Raw genomic sequence first — 20,037 nt, 5'->3', positions numbered from 1 at the left:
AATCAGTCACTCATCATCCTAGCCTTATTCTGGATAGAAAAGGAATTTTTATATATGAATTCCTTGCTGCTCAATGATCTTTTTTGATTGATGAAAGAGTTCTAATATAAAGTGTTCTAATATAAAGAGTTCTAATATTTTGCATTTCATGAATATCTAATTACCCTCTAATTAATATCATTTTTCTTTTTTAAATTATTAAGATGGATTTTTTGCGTTTTCCAAGACTTTTCTAGTGCTTCTTTTTCTAAACGTAATTGGATCCGTTTAAGACGTCTAGTGGGAATCACTTCTGTTTTAAATTGTTTAACATAGTCTATCCATGCCACACCTTTAAAAACATTTTCAGGCATTGGCGTTTTAAATTCACAATCTGGCATAAATACAACGACTGAATGTATTGAATTGGGATCGACCAAATCCTCTAAAATAGTGCTCATCACTTGAACATGTTTATAATTTTGATGTAATGGATTCTGAAATTTATAGCGATTCTTATAAATCTGTTGTGTCCATTTTTTTTTATGAACTTGACCGAAAATCCAGCCTTTATAATTTTTTGTTTCGATCACAAAAATACCATAAGGACTCAATAATATATGATCGATCTGTGTTGTACCGATAAGGTCATCAGGCAAAGTGCAATCATTTAATAAGATATAAGATTCATTTAAATATTTTTTCACATGCAAGCTGACAGCAAACTCTCCAAATTTACCTTTAAGATACGGTTTGAAAAACTTGAGCAACGCAACCAATATGAAAAGTGGAATAAACCACCATAACTGTATAAATACAGTGTTGAACAAAACGCTCGCTATATTTTCCATGCGAATTTATTCTATTTATATGATTAAAAACAAGATAGTACAATCTTGATCAATCAACAAGATGAATTAGATTCTAAACTCAATAAAATTTCTTTATTTTTTAAGCCACCAGCAAAACCGACCAATTTTCCATTCGCTCCGACGACACGATGACACGGCGCAATAATGGAAATTGGATTTTTACCATTCGCCGCACCGACAGCGCGTACTGCTTTAATGCTACCAATTTGGGCTGCAATTTGTTGATAACTACGGGTTTCAGAATAAGGAATGGTGAGTAAAGCTTGCCATACTTTTTTCTGAAATTCAGTTCCTTCAAATTCTAAAGGCAAATCAAATTGTTTACGGGTCCCGATAAAATATTCTTCTAATTGATTTTTAGCCTTGATTAAAATGGGATGATCTGGCTGTTCAACCCATTCGGCTAATCGAACGCGATTGGGATTTTCATTCTCCCAGAGGACTGCAACCAAAGCATGATCATTCGCCACAAGTTTTAACAAACCCACTGGAGAAGCGATTTCTACAAAAGAAAGTTTCATCAACTTCTCCATTAAATTATGGTCTAAAAATCATGATCTAAAAATTATGGTCTAATTACAATTCTCATTATGTTGAAGACAGTTTCATTAAAACCAATCCTGAAACAATCAATACCGCAGCGAACATACGCATTGCTGTTGCTGGCTCATTTAGAATAAAGATACCGACCAAGAATGAGCCTATCGCACCAATACCAGTCCAAATCGTATACGCTGTACCTAAAGGTAAGGTTTTCATGGCATATGCGAGAAGACCAAAACTTAAAATCATAAAAAATATAGTAATAACGCTTGGGGTAAGTTTGGTAAATCCATCGGACATTTTCATCGAATATGCCCAAATAATTTCAAAAAAACCTGCAAATAAAAGAACGATCCAAGCCATAACGGCGACTCCAAATAAAATCATTGAGTCAGGTCGTCCTGACGTTTTTTCTTGATTTTTAATCTATGGATAATGACGAATATTGAAGCGCTTTGCTTAAGGCAACTATATAAAATAGAAGCTCATCAAATTCACAACGACATCGCTAAACCAGAATTATGAAAATCAAGGGAGGTCGTTCCCCCTCTTGTCCAGATCAAATATTTTTAGAGATGTTATTCATTTGTTGAAAAGTTATCTAATGAGATAATGTCTAGTTCAAATACTTGTCTGAATAAAATAATAGCAAAAAGCGTGATGCAATTCAAAGTTCATTCAACACAATTTTACTTAATGCTTTACTAAGCTTACATTTTATATTTAAAGATAAATTTTAACAGCTGCTCTTAATTCATTAAAAACAGCTGGTTAAAAGCACATAAAACTTAAGTTTTTAAGTCCTGACCTCTCATCTTAATCGATTAAATTTATAAGATCAAAATTGATATTAAAATTTCAATCTTAAAACTTCAACCTTAAACCTAGACCATAAAGCCAGTTTTTCTGAGAGATTTGATGCTGCATATTTTTCTCCAAGGTTGACTGCTTATAGGCATATTCAATGCTTGCATAAGGCATCAATTTTTTAGTGATTTCATAGCGAACTTCTAAACCCAACGCTGCTGACTCAAATCCTTTTTTTTTGGCTTGCTCAGATTGATCACTGAGCACCAAATCTGCGTTAAAAAAAGGTTTAAGAATGAACTTTTGAGTCAATAAAAAATCTCGCTCAATTTCCCAGGCCAATGACACTTGCTGCTCTTTACCTAGATATAGATATACATTATTTTCAAAAAAATAAGGCGCTAATCCATGCAGCCCTAGAACTACCTTCCAATGATCATCATTGCGTTTTTTGTCATGTTGAGAGCTATACTGCAATCCTAGCTGAGCATCCCAAAAATCACTAATACTCCTACTGTATAAAAGCTTCGTATCAAATTCAAAAGATTCAGACTCTGCTTTTATCCCATGATATTTTATAAAAATTTTATTTTCATCTGTACCTACACGCGTCTCCAAGTCTACTTTGAACCCTACGTCACCATTCTCGTTTAGAACACCCGTTTGATTAATCTCAGTGGATTGATAAATTTGTCCACCGTGATCATTAAAATGATTTGTATCCTTAGAATGATCAGAATGACTCAACACACGATCGGTATTTAATGAGGGATGTTCAATATGATCGCTGCCAGTTTGGGCAAATACAAAACTATTGATCAACAACAATGATCCAGAGAGAATCGCTTTAAATCCCGTTTTAGTTTTAACGAGTGATAAGGATATAACTATTGGTTTAGTGATGTTCATGCAGCTCTCCATCGTCACTTTTAGAGTGCTTGAAAGGAAGAGGCTGACTTAGAGCGTCTCCTTCTACATTCGCAACGATAAGCTTGGTCATCATTCCAGCTGTCATGTGATATAACAAATGACAATGAATTGCCCATTCGCCCAATTCATCTGCGGTTAAGAGTGCGGTGACTGTTTTGCCCGGAGCAACAACAACTGTATGTTTATTGGGAATTTTACTGACACTTTGGCCATTTTCTAATTGCATAAACATGCCATGTAAATGCATTGGATGCGCCATCATACTTTCATTGATAAATTTTAAACGAATCCGTTCGCCATACCTGACATGCAAAGGTTGTGCTTCATTAAATTTTTTACCATTGATGGTCCAAATATATCGCTCCATAGTCCCACCTAAACGAATTTCCAATTCTCGCGTTGCAGGTCTTAAATCTGTCTGAGTTCCCAGTATACGCAAATCACTATATTGCAAGGCTTTATGTCCAGTGGGTGTATCAGCATTTGCCCAACCTTGCACAGTATCCAAAGTTGGAGATGCATCATTTGAATGTGAATCTGGAGTACTGATTTGAGATAAATGCGCATGAGTATTGAATTGACTGATCTGATCCGCTGATTGATCTTTCATTTTATGCTTAACACGATCAGAAGAACTCTGATTATATTCATGATTTACTATTGTTTCTTGCTTGTCCTTAGAAGAGCTCTCTTTCACATCCATTTTTGGATGGTTTGGAGAGTCCATTTCCAATTGCGAAATGCGCTGCGGTTTTTCAATTTCTACATCATAATTGCCACTCTCATGTCTATGTTGATCTGATTCTCCATGCCCCATATCTTCCATGGTTAGTAGAGCTCGAGCGCGACTTTTCGGTATATTTATTTGATATTTTTTTATCTGTTCTTTATTTGATATTTTTTTGCTTGTTTCATCGTGACGCTGTAATAGACCGATTGCAAAACCAGATCGATCGATTGACTCTGCCTGAATCTGATAATGCATTGCCTTGGGTTCAATAATCACATCATAGGTTTCGGCAGCACCTATTCGAAACTCATCTACGGTAACTGGTTCAATCGGTTGTCCATCTGCACTCACCACAGTCATTTTTAAATTAGGTATATTGACGTCAAAAAATGACATTGCTGATGCATTGATAAATCGTAATCTTACTTTTTCATGTGCTTCAAAAACACCTGTCCAATACTGTTGGTTCGTTTGACCATTGATCAAAAAGGTATAACCACTCACATCAGAAAGATCGGTTTTTAGCATACGCATTTGATTCCACATGCTTCGATCTTGCCATGTCGACTTCAAACCCTTACGTTGTATCTGTTGCATTACGTCAAAAACAGTTTCTCTCTGATCTTGATAAAATTCAGCAGATTTTTTTAAGTTACGCATAATTTGCTGACTACTCGACTCATGAAAATCGGAAAGCATGACCACATAATCACGCTGTGTTTTCTCATGTTCAGCTAGCGATTTGTTTCCTTTTGGATATATCACCAAAGCACCATACAAACCGTCTTGCTCTTGACCTTTCGAATGGGCGTGATACCAGTAGGTTCCACTTTGTCGGACTTTAAAACGATAGACAAAATGTTCATTTGGTTTAATGCCCTTAAACCCATTGAAACCAGGTACTCCATCCATTAATCCAGGCAACAATAAACCATGCCAATGGATCGAAGAGTCTTGGTTTTTAAGATGATTGTATACGTGAATAATCGCTTCATCACCTTCTTCAAATTCAAGTTTAGGCGCTGGAAACTCCCCATTTACGGTGATTTTTTTGACTGTTTTTCCAGTCAAATTGATGGATGATTCGGCAATATGTAATTTATATTCGCGAACTTGTGCAATCGCTATATTACAGTTGAAAAGATATAGCCCGATAAGTAGGCTGTATTTAAAATATTTAGACATGACTTAACCTTATTGTGCAAAAAATTGTGCAAAATGAATTTTTTGGAAATAAGTTAAGTTTTAGGAGGACGTAAGATTTCTTGCCAAAAGCCGATTAAATTTTGGGCAAAATATTGCGGGTATAAGGTCTCTATATTTTGATTCGAAAACTCAAATTGCAAATTTTGCGTATTTACCAATGTAACTAAGCTTTGACAGCTCATTTGTGCACAATCATTACATTGGGTTTTAGATAGCGTAATGTGATTATTTTGACAGTGTTTTTTTGAATCTAAGACATCATGTTCTAAACGCAAAGAACCATGATGCTCATGTAGAATATTTTTTTGCGAGCTATGTTGATTGGACAGCGCTGATTTAGGGTTTAAAGCCGCATCATAACAGTCTGCTCTCACATTCGCAGCAATGGATTGACGCTCTGGTTTGTCTTGATTCTCTGCAACCGAAGTATGTAAGACGTTGCTTATAGGACTCATCATTGAAAGTAAAGATTGTGCTTGTGCGAGAACAATACTACTCCAGCCCATAATCAAAACGATGAGAATGATGAAGCAACGCTGTTTTCTGTGCCGATGCAAAAAGCTCAAATCAAATTCAGTCCTTGGGGTTTTTGAACAACATCACGTAGTTAGTGAATAATACATTTTCAGCGCATTTAGAATAAATCATACTATTGATGTGAGCCAGTAATACTACTAGGCGATTTAAATTGTTAATTGAAATGAGTGGTCCATATAAAACAATCAACCACATCACCCAACTTAATAGTTCATTAAGATCAATTCCGACTTATCATGAATGAAAATCTAAATTTTAATAGATCTGAATTGTTAATTTAATACTCGTGCTAAAGCTTTCTGTTCTAAACTCATTCCTCAAAAAAAACATTAAAATATTTATTTAAATTCATTTGAACATCAAAATTAGGATAACTAAGAATTAGATATGCTCATTAGCCGAATTTTTCATTCATAGTGTGCATAAAAATTTCAGGCCCAAAATGATCATTCGAAATCTATTTGTTATTTTTTAAGCGGCTGAAAAGTCAAATTCTGAAGCCTTTGAATCATGATTCACTGTGAGTTATATATTCAAAAAAATAAAAAAAAAGGACTCAATTGAGTCCTTTTTATACAAATTTAGTCTAATTAATAATCCATTCAAACACAACAGCTTAATTAATACCCAACTTATCCCATGTGTTATCAACATAGATATCTACAAACTTAACCACAAAGTTACCCACAGATCTTGAGTGTTAATTCAATATTTACTATAGCTCGACTGAACCTACTTTTGACAATTCTAAACGCATTTCATCAATCACAGATTTATAATCAGGTTTACCAAAAATAGCCGAACCAGCCACAAACATATCTGCACCCGCTTCAGCGATTGCACGAATATTTGCAGGCGTCACGCCACCATCAACTTCTAAACGAATATCTCGGCCTGATGCATCAATCAATTGACGTGCTTGGCGTAACTTATCTAAAGTCATCGGGATAAACTTTTGACCACCAAAACCAGGGTTTACGCTCATCAATAAAATTTGATCTACTTTATCTAAAACATAGTCTAGATAATGTAGCGGTGTTGCAGGATTAAACACTAAACCTGCTTTTGCACCACCCGCCTTGATCAATTGTAATGAACGATCGATATGATCTGAGGCCTCTGGATGGAAGGTAATAATGTCTGCGCCTGCTTCAATAAAATCGCCAATCATACGATCTACTGGAGATACCATTAAATGCACGTCAATCGGGGCTTGAATACCATATTTTTTTAATGCCTTACATACACCTGCACCGAAAGTCAGATTAGGTACATAGTGATTGTCCATCACATCGAAATGTACGACATCAGCACCAGCTGCTAAAACATTTTCAACTTCTTCACCTAAACGGGCAAAATCTGCAGACAAAATAGAAGGTGCGATTAAAAATGGCTTGGACATGACAGAACCTTGCTCAGAGTTGTGTATTGAATAGCATGATTATAACAAACTTAGACCTCGTTATTATTTTCAATCCGATCATTTTAATCATCAGTCCACTACTCTGTTGAATTCAGTTTCTGCAAAGCTGTGTTCTATAGATCTTAAGGCAAAGATAAGTTAAGTCTGTTAAGCTCATGCTCAATAAAAATATTGATGAGTACATATCTATGAAAAGTTCAGCGAATATTGCGATCCTAGAAGCTAAACGGATCGCTAAACGCTTGCTCAATCATTGGAAGCATAAATTCGAAGTGGCAGAAAATGAAGATCAATTCAGTATCTTTATGCCAAAAGCAACAATCGTGCTCACGGCACAAAGTGATCAGTTATTGGTTCAAATTATTACTGATGATGCAGACAATACGAATCTGGAAAATGTGGTGCTAGACCATTTAAATCGTATGGCACAACAAGAATTTCAAGCGAATTGGACTCATACCGCTTGAATTAATACCATATGAAATTGAAAAAAATTTTATTGAGAGCCATCGCATTGATACACAATCAAAACGATGGCTTTAATGTTTTATTTTGAAGAATGTTCCAGCTGAAAATCACGAACCATTTTTATTCTTTCTTTGGTTGCAGGATGACTCGATAAGCCTTTTAACCAAACGGCTTGATCCTCATCCTCTTCCGCTTTTTCACTCATTCTCTGTAAGAAGTTTGCAAAGTTTGAGGTTGCTAATTGTTTACGGTGCATCAGTTCAAGTGCATACAAATCGGATTGTCGTTCAAATTTACGCGAATAACCGGCACTCACTAGTGCAATTGGTAAAGTGGTCATAAGGTCTGAACTGTCACCCGTAATCGCGATATAAAGCACGCTAAAACCTAAGCTTGACAAAGCTTGTTGTAAACTATGCCGATATAACAAATGCCCTTGTTCGTGAGCCAACACCCCGATCAACTCATCATCATTTTTTGCCAAATGAACCAATTCATCAGTCAATATAATGGTGTTGTTTGGGAGAGCCAAAGCATTTGCACCCAGCTCACCTCCACCACGAAATTTTAATGTGGCTGGTTTATTTTCTGCAACTAACTTTAAATACTGTGCACGGATTTGATCTTGGCGTATCTGAGGAAGCTGAGTAACTTCAGTATACTTCTCGAGATATTCTTCAGCCTGTCCACCAATGCGATTTAACGTATTTTCAGGCAACTGGAATGCAATCATTTTTGATGCGGATGGAACCCCCCATTTAATGACCGCAAAACCTAGTGCCAAAACAAAGATCACACTAAAAATAATTAGTGATGGCGTGCGCTCAAGTTTCCAAACTTTATGGTGAAAGCTTTTATGCTCTACAGGCACCCACTCGGGTAAAACTTGCTGCTGCAATTCAATTCGAGCATCATTTTCCAACTCGATAATCGGATTACGCTGTCCAATCGTACCCAATAAAGTCATTTGGTCAGCATGATAACGTTGGCTCTTCCAAACACCATTGTCTTGATATCTCACCACAATATGTTCGTCATCAACATACTGCATACTGGCTTCATAGGGCTTAGAAATCACCCCATCGTAGTAAATAACAGAAACAGATTGCTTCAATTTCTAAACTCCGATTTAAAGTGAAATATCGAGATCAAAAATATCACTAATTTCTTCAGCAATCGCATTGTGATCGCTTTGAGCAATATTGATCATTAAGTTTGGATCATCATGTAGAGTCAGTGTTAATGACTCAATTTGATAGCGGTATAGTCGAATGGCAGCCCAAGCCGATAACATGCCTAGACTAAAAATCTTAGCCAGCCAATTCGATGCCACGATCCAAGCATAACGCCATTGATTGGCTTCAGTTTTAAACTCACTATTATTAAGCGTTGTGCTGCTCCAAGTCGTGATAAAAATTCTCGCTTGAATCAGTGGACCGATAAAAAGTAAGCCCACAGCGTAAACCGCGAAAATAATAGACGTTAAAAATACATCGGTGTTCAGCCCAGATACAGTGACGAATAAAAGAATCAAACAGAGTGCTAAAATGCCCCAAAACATAACAATAGGTACATAAACAGCACGCATATATTGGGGCCAGTCGTTATTTAACTTAAACTTGAGTTGCCCGACATATAGATGATCGATGGTATAGCGCTTATATAGCCAAATTGCCACAGGACTAAAAATGCCGAGCGTAAAAATCACAATCAATGCAGCATAAAAAAATTGTATATACGCTTGCTTCGTGGTCCCTTCAAAGTAGAACCGACTATTTCCAAACTTACTATTTCGCGCATTAAAACGAACCGTCGCACGGACCAGCCAAGGCATAGCCAAATAAATAAACAACACACCAAAAGCAGCAATCGCCATATCCATATAAGATGCAATTGCTAATACAGCCCATATACTTAATGCAATTAAACGACCAATTAAAATTTTAGTGGGTATACCCGTAAAATCAAAAAAACGATGAAAAAATTCACTGTTATTATAGAAGTAGCGTAAGCGTCTTACTTTCGCCCAAGGCGCATATAGACTCAGTGTAGCGATGGTTAATAAAATATTGACGATCCAAATACCGAAATACTCCATGGCTTTACCATGGAATCGGAATTTAAACTCTCGCCCCATATAAACAGGTTGATTAAATTCAGCATCCGACAATGGAAATGGTGCATTAGAATCGGGCAAGTCGGTTGATGGATGAGTATCAGAAGTAGGCTGCATATTATTATTCTCTAATATGATTCATTATAAAAATGGTTATTAAATTGTCATACGTTGTTTAATTAAAATTAAATCTTAATTTTTTAAAAACAAAATGATGAAAACTAATTATTTAAGCTTCATCATTTTAAATATAATCTTACCTTATTTATTCAATTGTAATGCGTGAAATTGGAGATGTTCATCCATAAACGTTTGAATGAAGAAATATCCATGATCATAACCTTCGTGCTGTCTTAAGATGAGTTTCTGATTCACTTGCTCACAAGCTTTGATCATTTTATCAGGGTTTAACTGACTATAAAATTGATCATCCAAACCTTGATCGATGAGAACTTCATCGAATAATGCACCTTTACTCAATACCAACTGCATCGCATCATGTGCATGCCAATTATTTTTCTCTGCGCCTAAATAAGCGCTAAAAGCTTTTTCACCCCATGGGCATTCACTCGGCGCGCAAATTGGAGCAAATGCAGAAACCGATTTGAATTTTTCAGGATATTTCCATGCCAAAGTCAAAGCACCATGCCCCCCCATACTATGCCCAAAAACACCAATCGCACTTGATAAAATAGGCAATTGTGACAGTAATAGTGGATAAAGTTCTTGGATTAAATAGCTTTCCATCTGAAAATGTTCAGACCAAGGCATCTGCGTCGCATCGATATAGAAGCCTCCCCCTTGTCCAATATCCCAAGAGTCACCCTGTTCAACTGTATCACCACGAGGTGATGTATCTGGACTAATTAAAATCAATCCCAATTGTGCTGCCAATCTTTGTGCATGTGCTTTGACCACAAAAGTTTCTTCAGTACAGGTCAGTCCAGCGAGATAATACAATGCTGGACAAGAATGACCTTTTAATGCTTGAGGAGGCATAAATACTGAAAATTTTGTAGCGCCTTTCAAATAATTTGATTCAATTTGATAAGTGCGTTGTTCGCCTTCAAAACATTTATTTTTCTGAATAAGTTGCATATTATTGCTCACTCTATGGATTAGCCTTTACAACGGCTTCAGTATTCAAATTTAAATTATTCAATTCAACACGCTGATTTTGACTTTGAGACTGCGTGCTTTGCTGAGGAAATAAGCGCTGCTCTAGTTGCGGAAGCATGATTTCCATATTTTTACCAATGACCCATTGTGGTTCAGATGCTGGAAATCCTTGAGCTTGCTCCCAGGTAGCTATTGTAATCGTTGCTTCATCAAATGCTGCTTTTAAACTGCTCTTTTCTCGCATCGCTTGATCAAAAAAAGCCCGTCCAAAATAAGTATAATCAGATTCACTCGAACAGCCAAAAGAATCGCGATCCGCAGCTGATGCAGTAATAATCAAAGTATCTGGTGATTGTAAAGCAGGAATAAAACTACCTGAATAACACGCTGAAATAACGATCACTTTCCATCGAATACCCGACTTATCTAATGTCGCTCTTAACCATTTAGGATCAACATCATCTAAATCAATCGGTGCGTTTTCCATTTGGAATTGATTGGCCAAACCGTGTGACGTCATATATAAAAATAAGACGTCACTTTCACGATTCATTTGTGAACCAATGCGTTGTAGCGACAAATCCATGCTGGTTTTAGACGCCAACGGAAATTCAGTACGCGTCGCAGGGTTATTAATCAAGGCAATAGATCGACCATAGGTTCCAAATCGGGTGTCGAATTGTTCACGAATACGTTCTATTTCAAGCTTAAAAACATCTTGATAGCTCGCTCCTGCCACACCCATGAAATACCAATGTGTAGCGGCGAATTCACCAAATTTAATTTGTTCAAGTGACTGATTGAGTAGGCGACTCTGCGCATAAAAAGCCTGCTCAGAAATAGAGGGAGCAGTTTCTTCAACTTTCCAAATTGGTTGGCTCTGAGATGAAATTTGCCAAACAAATAGGGTAATAAACGTTCCGAGCATAATCAGCAAACGTTCCCACCAAGGCCATTTTAACTCACGGGAGAATACCCAAATGACAGCCAAACTCTGCCAAACAAATAACAGAGAGAATATATTTTGTAATTGATCAATAAAAAAATTAGGTTGATAATCGAAATTGTTAAAATAATATTGAATAAGGCACTGAAAAAAAACAATATATGTATCTAAAACCAACCACAATAACGCTGGAACCAACATCAAACGAGGATTATTGGTTCGTTGTGATAGAAAGATACCGACAATTAATGCAATAAATGGCCACAGTGCATAACTGACCAAACCCTGAGAGTTAAATTCACCTGAACCATTTGAGAGTAACCAACTGAACAACGAACTCGCACAACCGCCTAAAATCCCCCAAAAAATCAATTGAAGAATCGATGGTCTTACGATTTGCAGTGATTTACGTGAACCCAGAAATAACCACATACCTGCACGTTGGTTACTTTTTAAATCATGCCAAAAGTTAATCGAGGGTTTCAGATCTATCATAAGGGTTCAGTTTTACAGAGGCTTGTATCAGCTTTTCTAGTGTATGCTCGGTTAAAATTTTATCAATAATAGTTTTAACTATATATCAGTTTTTAGACTATTATTGAGCCACTTACCAAATTACTCAGAAATACCCTTCTGAAAATAGGCATCAAATCTGCAAGCATCACCCTGCCATTGATGGTCCGTTTTTTGATCAGCCAAAAATACGGCCAACCGTGGACGTTTCACGACAACACGTTTTGCTATTTTTCGTGCAAGTTCGAGTAGATGATCACCTAAATCCATTTCACCATCTTCAGGTAATAACATGTGTAAAAGCTGCATTTGTTTTTTGACTTGCGCCTGCTTTTTAATTGCATTTTGATTTTGATCTCGCTGTGGAAACATCGGGTCGAGATAAACCACATCAATGACATTTTTAAGCTCAATTTGAGACTGTAAATAATCCGCAGAATCAGAAAAAATCAAATCAATACGCGATACTATTGTACTGAGGAAAGGATCATTTAGAGCTTGTACTTTAGTCGACTCTAATAAAGTAAATAGAATCGGATGACGTTCTACCAAAGTGACTTGTGCACCCAAATGTGCCATTAATAAGCTGTCATGTCCAAGACCTGCTGTTGCGTCTATAAGCTTAGGCTTTTCACCTAAATTACATGCCCGCGCAATCATTTCCGACTTTAAACTGGCGCGTTTTAAACGTCCAATCTCAGCTTTCCAATCAGGCTGCATTTTCATACCATTGGCACAAAGCCATAGGCCATCAACATCAACACAAAGTGCTAAGGCTGGGTTAAATCGTAGGAAGCGTGCATTGAGTTTTTCTACGAGCTCAATATTTACCGCCACCCCACGAGCAGAAAGCACATCAGAATACTGCTGTGCTTGTTCTTGAAAGTCATGTTCTGCAAATAAGCGTATTTCGCTTACCATAGCTTCCAACCTGTAAATGCAAACAATAAAATCAATAATCCTGACGCGATTCGATACCATGCAAAAACCATGAAATCACGTTTAGCCACATATGCAACCAATACTCGAATGAGAACCAATGCAGATACAAATGAAACAATTAAACCTGTCGCCAACACAGCCCAATCTTGATTGGTTTCAAAAACATCATAACTTTGATAAAGATCAAGTAAGCCAGCCCCGATAATGACGGGAATCCCAAGAAAAAATGAAAACTCAGTGGCTGCTTTACGAGAAACCCCTAAAAACATTGCACCAATAATTGTTGCGCCAGAACGTGAAGTCCCTGGAATTAAAGACAACACTTGAATCAAGCCAATCCACATCATGTCTTTATAGCTGATATTTTCAACTTCTTGCGATTTGATCACCGGCGGATTTTTTTCAATCCAAATAATAATGAGACCACCGACAATTAAACCGATCGCAATCGCGATATCGTTAAATAAAAATGCCTTAACGGTTTGACCCAACGTTAAACCAATAAAAACAATGGGTATGGATGCAAGAATAAGACCAAAACCGAGCCTACGCCCTTTTTCTTCGCCTGTGATCATGCCTGTCGCAGCACCCCAGAGTCGAGCCCAGTATTCATAGATTACCGCTGCAATTGCACCCATTTGAATCGCGACAACAAAGACATCACTTTTTTCTTTAGTCCAAAAGTTCATGAGTTCTGATGCCAGAATCAAATGCCCTGTACTGGAAATAGGTAAAAACTCAGTAATACCTTCAACAATACCCATAATTGCTGCTTTGAGCAGCAGTAAAAGATCCATATAAATTCCTAATTATGATTTGCCTTGTTCTGGAATTTTTTTCCACGCATTGTCACGTAAATAGACAGGCAATGCATATTCTGCACTGACCCATTTTTCTTCTAAAGCTTGAGTACGCGCAATACTGGCAATATCTTCAGCAGAGGCGGTTATTTTTAAATGTTCTACTGCATTTGGATCGACTAAAGCTGAGCCTGAACCAATTAAAGTAAATTTTTGATACGTCTGTGCGTCACTGTAACTGAGTAATTGTTCTTCATCCACAGCTTGCATAATATATTGATCATCAAGTTGATAACTTGCGATATACACTTCGTTCATACGTGCATCAAGCACAGCTGTTACTTTTTCTAATTTTAATTCGCGATAAGCTGCTTGTGCCAAAGCTTGCAATGTCGAAACAGGAATCACAGGCAAATCATTTGACCATGCCAATGCCTGAGTCACAGCAGCATTAATACGGACACCACTGAATGAGCCAGGTCCACGACTAAACGCGATTGCCGTCAGGTCAGAAACCAATATTTCAGCTTGATTTAATCCCTGCTCGATCATTGGTAAAATGGTCTGAGTCTGTGCTTTAGCACGATCATCACGTTGAAAATAAAGCGTCTGATGTTCATCTATTAACGAAACTGAGCACTGCTCATTGGCAGTTTCTAATGCAAGCAATTTCATGCATAACCCTATCTACGTTAAAAATGAGGCCTATCATACTCCACTCATTTTGATCACGCGAGAGGTTCTCTGTGATGTTTTGATGTTATTTATCTACATGCTACACATCACAGCTCAGCCTAACCCAACAACAATGATTAACTGAATACTTCGTTAATATTTTGTGTAAATATCGTCTATTAAAACTCAAACTTTTCTAAATGAATGAAATTTTTATAATGTTCTGCATAATGCATCGCACTAAGTTTCAATCTAGCTTCAGCAAATTCGTCTAAAGTTTTAACCACCTTACCCGGCGAACCCATAACCAATGAATTATCTGGAATTATTTTCCCTTCAGGAATTAAGGCATTTGCACCAATAATACAATTTTTGCCAATCACAGCATTATTCAAAATCACTGCATTAATACCAATTAAGGTATTATCTCCAATCGTACAACCATGCAGCATCGCCTGATGTCCAATGGTGACATAACTACCAATCTTCAATTCAATACCAGGATCTGTGTGTAAGACTGCATTTTCTTGGACATTACTAAAATCACCCAAGCTGATTTTACAATTATCTGCACGGACTACCGCTCCAAACCAGATACTCACCTGACGACCGAGTTCAACATCACCAATTACCGTTGCTGTTTCAGCGACCCATCCATCCCAAGGTTCGTGTATCGCTTTCGGTGTATTTCCCTGAAATTTATACATCATGTTGATCTTCCTTTACATCATTTTCTATTGATCACATTTTTATATTTGATCTAGCTTGTATTTAAATCAAGTTTAATTTAATCACTTATACTTTAATGATTTTCACTTTAATGATTTTTAAATACAGCCGATTTAAAGTTTGGCGAGTTTAATAAAAAAGGCCAATTCTTTTTATAATTGAGCCCGTATTGAAACAGCGACATAATAATTCTTGCTGTTAGCCCCCAAACCACTTCATTTTCAATTCTTAAACTCGGGAAATAAATGGATTGTCTCGCCAACCGAACTTCATATGGCGTCGGTGGTGTTTGCATCATATCTCGAATTGAAGCAAAGAAAATACGATCGATTTCACTGGGCTGCGCAATCAAATTGACTTGTGGTGGAATCAGTCCAACCACGGGTTTGACTAAAATCCCAGTCTTTGAGCGCTCCATCGGTAAATCACCCAGCAAGGTGACATCAAATGGATTTAATGCTGTTTCTTCCCATGCTTCTCGTAATGCAATCACGATATTACTGGTATCATTCTGATCACGTTTCCCACCAGGAAAAGACACCTCTCCCGCATGGTTATTCATATAAATGGAACGACGTGTCAATAATATTTTAGGATCATCTTCATTGGTGATTGCGATGAGAACGGCCGCATGTGCATTTTGAACTCGTTTTGAAAAACGTAACCGTTGCTGTAAAAGTTGTGTTAAGGACTGATCCATCATACGCAATAACTCGAATCCATTTTTTATTCTTCTCTCATCATATATGAAATTTTGCAGATAAGGCTATAAATGATGCGAAACTAATTTATTTCGGTTATGCTGAACTACCACATATTTTTCAATGAAGACTATGCCTTTTTGCACGGCCTGCGGACAACCGACATTAGATCAGATTCCACTAGGTGACCATAAAGTTCGCCAAGTATGCACGCATTGTAACGCGATATCTTACGTCAATCCTAAAGTGATTTGCGGAACACTTGCAATTTGGCAAGACAAGGTTCTACTGTGTAGGCGTGCCATCGAACCCCGATATGGCTTATGGACACTTCCTGCAGGCTACATGGAATTATTAGAAACCATGGAACAAGGTGCTGCTCGTGAAACTCGTGAAGAAGCTGAAGCAGAAGTTGATATAGAACAACTTTATTGTATGTATAACATTCCACGAATCGGTCAAATTTATGTCCTGTTTAAAGCGGCTTTAATTGACGGTCAATTTGGAGCAGGTGAAGAAACCATTGAAAGTCGCCTCTTTGAGGAACATGAGATTCCATGGAATGAATTGGCTTTCCCAAGTGTAGAAAGAACTTTGAGGCATTATTTTGAAGATCGTAAGAACCAACATTTTCCTACACATCTTGAAACTTTAGGTACGCGCTTAGATTTAACAGGATAAAACAATTTATCTGTTTCCAGATTTAAAAAATCCAGCAATATGCTGGATTTTTTAATTTTAAAATAAGTTTCAATTCATCAAGATTTAGTTTTAATTTGATAACAACTTGGTAGAAATACGTCGATCGTACCATTTTGGCGTTTTGCTAACTCTAATTGAGAAGTTGTAAGATTAGCTGGGTTGGCTGTGTTGTAAATATTTTGAAAAACACTTTGCATATTTACCCATTGTGCTGCAATGCTATTGGTACTACCAAAATCACTAATATTAATACCAGAAGCCGTACTATTACTCACAATCAAATTTTGTAAATTCAAACGAACACCACCTGAAAATAATGTAGAAACATTATTACCCTGTTGTGGTATTTCCAAAAGTCTGTCGTTTAGACCAATAATCGCACCATCTAAATTTCCGAAAACAGGATTGGCTAAAATTATGCGAATTGTCACAGATTTATCATTCGCACTATCATTCGCAGCTCCCGTAGTACCTACGCGGAATTGCTGAACACCATCCGTATCGATCATTGTGGCTTTATTCACATTTAAACAACGATCAGATGCTGTTCCACTTGCTGTTAAATTAGTCCGAATATCACCAGACTCTTCAATGACGATACCAACGCTTTGTTTTGGAACAGAGGTATCAGCAAAACTAAATTCTAATGTTGCGTACAGTGGGAATATGTATTTTTCTCCACTACTTACAGTATTCAACGTTTTAAAAACAGCGCGGTTTAAATAGGTTGCAGGATTGGTCTGATATATATCAATAGAACCGTCAAAGTTTTCATTATTAAGGGTTTGGCGCCATTTGCCGTAAAAATTCTCGTTTGGAGGTGTGGTATTACCCAATTTATTATATAAAAACTCATTACCTGGAATTGTCTTTTGGTTAAAGACAGTGCCTTGGAAAATATCAAGTTGATCTGTTGCTGTTGGAGTAGTTTTTAAGATCAAAGAATTAGAGATTGAGTTACTTAAAGGGTTAATCCAGTTTTTAATCCCATCTACAATATTCAACTTCTGCGGTGAAACTTGAGAAATTAAAAGATTAAGATCATTCGGCACTGGAGCACCCGTATTTATTGGCTTACCTGTCCACTGTACCGCATAACCTGTTGTATAACCTTCACGGCTGGTCAATGCATACAGATTGGCTATAGATTTATTATCAAATGGGCTACTTTGACCAGAGAAACCCTTAATATTAGTTCTTAAAGCTTCGATCAAAAAAGAATCTGCCTTAAATATACTGACATTCTTAAGTTGAACCTGTTGTTCAGCAACAGTTTTTGCAATAGGCTCACTAACACTATTAAAATCTAACCATTCTGCAAGATCTGCGCTATAAGTACCATCTTTAAAATCCTTGACTGTAACATCTGCAGACAATACTTTTAATCCATTTTTTAAATCAACTGTCAAATTAATCGGTTGCACATCACCTGCAATATTACTATTTTGCGATACTCCCACTGCTTGAAAAATACGCGTAATCCCAACCAACGTTTTAAATGTTTCATCGTCCAGCATCATAGATGTCGCATTCTTACCTGTCATCCCTTTTGCAATATCTAATAAACTAATCTGTACAGGCTGAGCATTCACATCTAATGTACTGATTTGTTTTAGATCAACAGTTCCTAGGTCAATTTTAGGAGCATCTTTTTGTCCCTGAATATAGAAACGAACTTTATCACCGAAAACACATGAACCTGTCGCAGTATTACCAATAAGTTCAGTTGCGAAAAATTTTCCACTTAAACTACTACACTCAAAGTTCAGCCCTTCTACTGGGTAGGCGATCGTAAAACTTCGGCAACTATTTTGATTATTAACAGCACATCCATTTGAAGTTGTTGTTACACCCTTATTGGGATCTTCTAAAATTGTAGCACTTTCTCCTCCACAGCCCGAAAGTATTAAGAAAAATGTGGATAAAGCTAAGGATAAAATCGACTTGTTTTTCATAATTTTTGACTCTTTATTTATCTAAGAACACTCAGTTTGATCTGACCAGTGTTCGAAAGTTTCTGATTCTTAATATCTATTGCTTCTGCCAACGGCGTCATAAATAAATAACGAGCGTTATCAGGTTTTTTTAATATCCCAGCAAGCGCAGAATATGCTCTATTATTTGAGTGGATATCTTCATTTTTAAAACCACTCACACCTTCAATTACACAGCCATTTTGATCTAAGAAAACGACCAAGGGCCAATAATAGGTCGGATTTTTTTGCGAAGAAGCATAAGAGCTTAAATGAATCGTTTCCACATTTTGATCTAGATTCACCACTTCATAAGAAAAATTTTCCTTCACAGGAGCAACTGGCCAAAATCCTATTTCATCTTTATCTAAACTAAGTGTCTTAGATTTATTTATTTTACGACCCGTGAAGCAAGCTTGCTCTAAAGTTTCTACAACTTCATCTTTATTCAGTCTTGCATACGTCGTCGCCAATACAATCGGTTTTTGTGCCGTTTGTGTATTTTTTAAAAATTTTGAAAGAACAGATTTTGTCAAGCCTTTCTCACGCTCAACTGTTTCGAAATTACGACCACCAGTTGAGCTGGAATCAGGCACAATATAAAAACGCTTATTACCTTCTAAATTAAACTCTTTTTCTTCTAAATATTCATGATCCACATACTGCACACCATCAATTATGGTGAAATTATCATCAACTGAAGATTTTTTTTCAGTTCTTATTTCCGCACTTTTAGAATAATTTTCATTTTTTTTGAGCACTTCTGAAGATTTGGTCATTGTTTGCGTCAAATTATTCTCTAATGACTGGATATTTTTTTTCTGTGAGGAAGACTCATTCATATTTTTAGATAAAGCTGCAGCTTGATCTTTTTTGAATTGTTTATCTGTCTTTTTGTGACTTGTAGGCGTTTTTTCTAAATCATTCTTTGCTGAAAGAGCCTTTGCTTTGTCTGCACCTGCTGGATTGCTATTTAAATCGACGACTTGATTTTTATTTTCCTGAATCTTTGCTTTCGTTTGATCATTATTTTGGACCGTATCCTCAACAGTTTTTGCTTGAGGTTCTTGTTCAACTTTTACTTTTGTATTCTGATTTTGTTGTACAGAATTTAAACTTTGGTTTTTAAATTGAGTTGAATCTTCAGTCTTAGCACTAGACTTCCTTTCTCTAGCAGATGGCGCAGCAACATCTTTATTTTTAATGATCATTGGACGACCATCTGGACCAATAATCGTATAAAAATCTGCAGCCTTAGTCGGTACTGCCCAGCTAAAGCTGAGCAATAATAAACCAATGACTGATGATTTTACTTTTATTTGCATC

Annotated in this window: 20 protein-coding genes; 2 read left to right on the top strand and 18 right to left on the bottom strand. The window is 36.7% G+C overall.

All coding sequences use genetic code 11. The annotated features are described in order from the left end of the window. Positions 1 to 167: 167 nt before the first annotated feature. The 7 genes from V5M36_RS03535 to rpe form a co-directional block, all read right to left on the bottom strand. Positions 168 to 830 carry a nuclease-related domain-containing protein gene (locus V5M36_RS03535; RefSeq protein WP_338562075.1) on the bottom strand — a complete coding sequence of 221 codons (663 nt, stop codon included), beginning with the start codon at positions 828 to 830 and terminating at the stop codon, positions 168 to 170. A 53-nt stretch (positions 831 to 883) separates the two neighbouring features. Beyond that, complete coding sequence (locus V5M36_RS03530; RefSeq protein WP_338562073.1) at positions 884 to 1,372, bottom strand: methylated-DNA--[protein]-cysteine S-methyltransferase; 489 nt, start codon at positions 1,370 to 1,372, stop codon at positions 884 to 886. Between the two features lie 67 nt (positions 1,373 to 1,439). Next, a complete protein-coding gene (locus V5M36_RS03525) occupies positions 1,440 to 1,757 on the bottom strand; it encodes a DMT family transporter (RefSeq protein WP_338562071.1) in 318 nt (105 codons plus the stop codon). Positions 1,758 to 2,258: 501 nt separating this feature from the next. Beyond that, positions 2,259 to 3,110, bottom strand: coding sequence for a copper resistance protein B (locus V5M36_RS03520; RefSeq protein WP_338562069.1), 852 nt, complete (start codon positions 3,108 to 3,110; stop codon positions 2,259 to 2,261). After that, positions 3,097 to 5,046, bottom strand: coding sequence for a copper resistance system multicopper oxidase (locus V5M36_RS03515; protein WP_338562067.1), 1,950 nt, complete (start codon positions 5,044 to 5,046; stop codon positions 3,097 to 3,099). The genes V5M36_RS03520 and V5M36_RS03515 overlap by 14 nt, the downstream gene beginning before the upstream one ends. A gap of 53 nt (positions 5,047 to 5,099) precedes the next feature. Next, complete coding sequence (locus tag V5M36_RS03510) at positions 5,100 to 5,573, bottom strand: hypothetical protein (RefSeq protein ID WP_338562065.1); 474 nt, start codon at positions 5,571 to 5,573, stop codon at positions 5,100 to 5,102. A 746-nt stretch (positions 5,574 to 6,319) separates the two neighbouring features. Further along, entirely contained in the window at positions 6,320 to 7,006 is a 687-nt protein-coding gene (gene rpe, locus V5M36_RS03505; protein ID WP_338562063.1) for a ribulose-phosphate 3-epimerase, read from the bottom strand. Positions 7,007 to 7,215: 209 nt separating this feature from the next. Here rpe and V5M36_RS03500 point away from each other — a divergent pair, with 209 nt between their 5' ends. Continuing rightward, on the top strand, positions 7,216 to 7,494 hold the full coding sequence (locus tag V5M36_RS03500) for a DUF2218 domain-containing protein (protein WP_338562061.1): 279 nt from the start codon (positions 7,216 to 7,218) through the stop codon (positions 7,492 to 7,494). A gap of 80 nt (positions 7,495 to 7,574) precedes the next feature. Here V5M36_RS03500 and V5M36_RS03495 read toward each other — a convergent pair whose 3' ends face one another. The 9 genes from V5M36_RS03495 to V5M36_RS03455 form a co-directional block, all read right to left on the bottom strand. Beyond that, complete coding sequence (locus tag V5M36_RS03495) at positions 7,575 to 8,609, bottom strand: M48 family metallopeptidase (RefSeq protein WP_338562059.1); 1,035 nt, start codon at positions 8,607 to 8,609, stop codon at positions 7,575 to 7,577. A gap of 15 nt (positions 8,610 to 8,624) precedes the next feature. Beyond that, a complete protein-coding gene (locus tag V5M36_RS03490; RefSeq protein ID WP_338564012.1) occupies positions 8,625 to 9,632 on the bottom strand; it encodes a YjgN family protein in 1,008 nt (335 codons plus the stop codon). A gap of 240 nt (positions 9,633 to 9,872) precedes the next feature. Continuing rightward, the gene (gene fghA / locus V5M36_RS03485; RefSeq protein WP_338562057.1) at positions 9,873 to 10,709 is read right to left on the bottom strand and encodes an S-formylglutathione hydrolase; all 837 of its coding nucleotides are present in this window, start codon (positions 10,707 to 10,709) and stop codon (positions 9,873 to 9,875) included. 13 nt (positions 10,710 to 10,722) lie between these two features. Further along, the gene (locus tag V5M36_RS03480; RefSeq protein WP_338562055.1) at positions 10,723 to 12,171 is read right to left on the bottom strand and encodes a C13 family peptidase; all 1,449 of its coding nucleotides are present in this window, start codon (positions 12,169 to 12,171) and stop codon (positions 10,723 to 10,725) included. 120 nt (positions 12,172 to 12,291) lie between these two features. Beyond that, positions 12,292 to 13,110: a class I SAM-dependent methyltransferase gene (locus tag V5M36_RS03475; protein WP_445206306.1), complete on the bottom strand. Its 819-nt coding sequence runs from the start codon at positions 13,108 to 13,110 to the stop codon at positions 12,292 to 12,294. Further along, positions 13,104 to 13,928 (bottom strand): undecaprenyl-diphosphate phosphatase, encoded by an 825-nt coding sequence (locus tag V5M36_RS03470; RefSeq protein ID WP_338562053.1) that lies wholly within the window; start codon positions 13,926 to 13,928, stop codon positions 13,104 to 13,106. The genes V5M36_RS03475 and V5M36_RS03470 overlap by 7 nt, the downstream gene beginning before the upstream one ends. Positions 13,929 to 13,940: 12 nt before the next feature. Continuing rightward, positions 13,941 to 14,606 (bottom strand): tRNA (adenosine(37)-N6)-threonylcarbamoyltransferase complex dimerization subunit type 1 TsaB, encoded by a 666-nt coding sequence (gene tsaB, locus V5M36_RS03465; RefSeq protein ID WP_338562051.1) that lies wholly within the window; start codon positions 14,604 to 14,606, stop codon positions 13,941 to 13,943. 179 nt (positions 14,607 to 14,785) lie between these two features. Then, positions 14,786 to 15,316, bottom strand: a complete 531-nt coding sequence (locus V5M36_RS03460) for a gamma carbonic anhydrase family protein (protein ID WP_338562049.1) — start codon at positions 15,314 to 15,316, stop codon at positions 14,786 to 14,788. A gap of 107 nt (positions 15,317 to 15,423) precedes the next feature. Then, positions 15,424 to 16,038 carry a CoA pyrophosphatase gene (locus V5M36_RS03455; protein ID WP_338562047.1) on the bottom strand — a complete coding sequence of 205 codons (615 nt, stop codon included), beginning with the start codon at positions 16,036 to 16,038 and terminating at the stop codon, positions 15,424 to 15,426. Positions 16,039 to 16,168: 130 nt separating this feature from the next. Here V5M36_RS03455 and V5M36_RS03450 point away from each other — a divergent pair, with 130 nt between their 5' ends. Beyond that, the gene (locus V5M36_RS03450) at positions 16,169 to 16,717 is read left to right on the top strand and encodes an NUDIX hydrolase (protein ID WP_338562045.1); all 549 of its coding nucleotides are present in this window, start codon (positions 16,169 to 16,171) and stop codon (positions 16,715 to 16,717) included. A 77-nt stretch (positions 16,718 to 16,794) separates the two neighbouring features. On the opposite strand, the gene filF is transcribed toward V5M36_RS03450, so the two are convergent. Next, the gene (filF, locus tag V5M36_RS03445; protein WP_338562043.1) at positions 16,795 to 18,693 is read right to left on the bottom strand and encodes a putative pilus system protein FilF; all 1,899 of its coding nucleotides are present in this window, start codon (positions 18,691 to 18,693) and stop codon (positions 16,795 to 16,797) included. Positions 18,694 to 18,710: 17 nt separating this feature from the next. Continuing rightward, a complete protein-coding gene (gene filE / locus V5M36_RS03440) occupies positions 18,711 to 20,036 on the bottom strand; it encodes a putative pilus assembly protein FilE (protein ID WP_338562041.1) in 1,326 nt (441 codons plus the stop codon). Position 20,037: the final 1 nt, after the last annotated feature.

The sequence above is a fragment of the Acinetobacter sp. KS-LM10 genome (assembly GCF_036896575.1).
Classification (GTDB): Bacteria; Pseudomonadota; Gammaproteobacteria; order Pseudomonadales; family Moraxellaceae; genus Acinetobacter; species Acinetobacter avistercoris.
This window is presented reverse-complemented; position numbering and strand designations above follow the sequence as displayed.

Bases quoted from the DNA above. Each gene is read 5' to 3' on its own strand.
- V5M36_RS03535 (WP_338562075.1), bottom strand. From the start codon at position 830: ATGGAAAATATAGCGAGCGTTTTGTTCAACACTGTATTTATACAGTTA.
- V5M36_RS03530 (WP_338562073.1), bottom strand. From the start codon at position 1,372: ATGAAACTTTCTTTTGTAGAAATCGCTTCTCCAGTGGGTTTGTTAAAA.
- V5M36_RS03525 (WP_338562071.1), bottom strand. From the start codon at position 1,757: ATGGCTTGGATCGTTCTTTTATTTGCAGGTTTTTTTGAAATTATTTGG.
- V5M36_RS03520 (WP_338562069.1), bottom strand. From the start codon at position 3,110: ATGAACATCACTAAACCAATAGTTATATCCTTATCACTCGTTAAAACT.
- V5M36_RS03515 (WP_338562067.1), bottom strand. From the start codon at position 5,046: ATGTCTAAATATTTTAAATACAGCCTACTTATCGGGCTATATCTTTTC.
- V5M36_RS03510 (WP_338562065.1), bottom strand. From the start codon at position 5,573: ATGGGCTGGAGTAGTATTGTTCTCGCACAAGCACAATCTTTACTTTCA.
- rpe (WP_338562063.1), bottom strand. From the start codon at position 7,006: ATGTCCAAGCCATTTTTAATCGCACCTTCTATTTTGTCTGCAGATTTT.
- V5M36_RS03500 (WP_338562061.1), top strand. From the start codon at position 7,216: ATGAAAAGTTCAGCGAATATTGCGATCCTAGAAGCTAAACGGATCGCT.
- V5M36_RS03490 (WP_338564012.1), bottom strand. From the start codon at position 9,632: ATGGGGCGAGAGTTTAAATTCCGATTCCATGGTAAAGCCATGGAGTAT.
- fghA (WP_338562057.1), bottom strand. From the start codon at position 10,709: ATGCAACTTATTCAGAAAAATAAATGTTTTGAAGGCGAACAACGCACT.
- V5M36_RS03480 (WP_338562055.1), bottom strand. From the start codon at position 12,171: ATGATAGATCTGAAACCCTCGATTAACTTTTGGCATGATTTAAAAAGT.
- V5M36_RS03475 (WP_445206306.1), bottom strand. From the start codon at position 13,110: ATGGTAAGCGAAATACGCTTATTTGCAGAACATGACTTTCAAGAACAA.
- V5M36_RS03470 (WP_338562053.1), bottom strand. From the start codon at position 13,928: ATGGATCTTTTACTGCTGCTCAAAGCAGCAATTATGGGTATTGTTGAA.
- tsaB (WP_338562051.1), bottom strand. From the start codon at position 14,606: ATGAAATTGCTTGCATTAGAAACTGCCAATGAGCAGTGCTCAGTTTCG.
- V5M36_RS03460 (WP_338562049.1), bottom strand. From the start codon at position 15,316: ATGATGTATAAATTTCAGGGAAATACACCGAAAGCGATACACGAACCT.
- V5M36_RS03455 (WP_338562047.1), bottom strand. From the start codon at position 16,038: ATGATGGATCAGTCCTTAACACAACTTTTACAGCAACGGTTACGTTTT.
- V5M36_RS03450 (WP_338562045.1), top strand. From the start codon at position 16,169: ATGCCTTTTTGCACGGCCTGCGGACAACCGACATTAGATCAGATTCCA.
- filF (WP_338562043.1), bottom strand. From the start codon at position 18,693: ATGAAAAACAAGTCGATTTTATCCTTAGCTTTATCCACATTTTTCTTA.
- filE (WP_338562041.1), bottom strand. From the start codon at position 20,036: ATGCAAATAAAAGTAAAATCATCAGTCATTGGTTTATTATTGCTCAGC.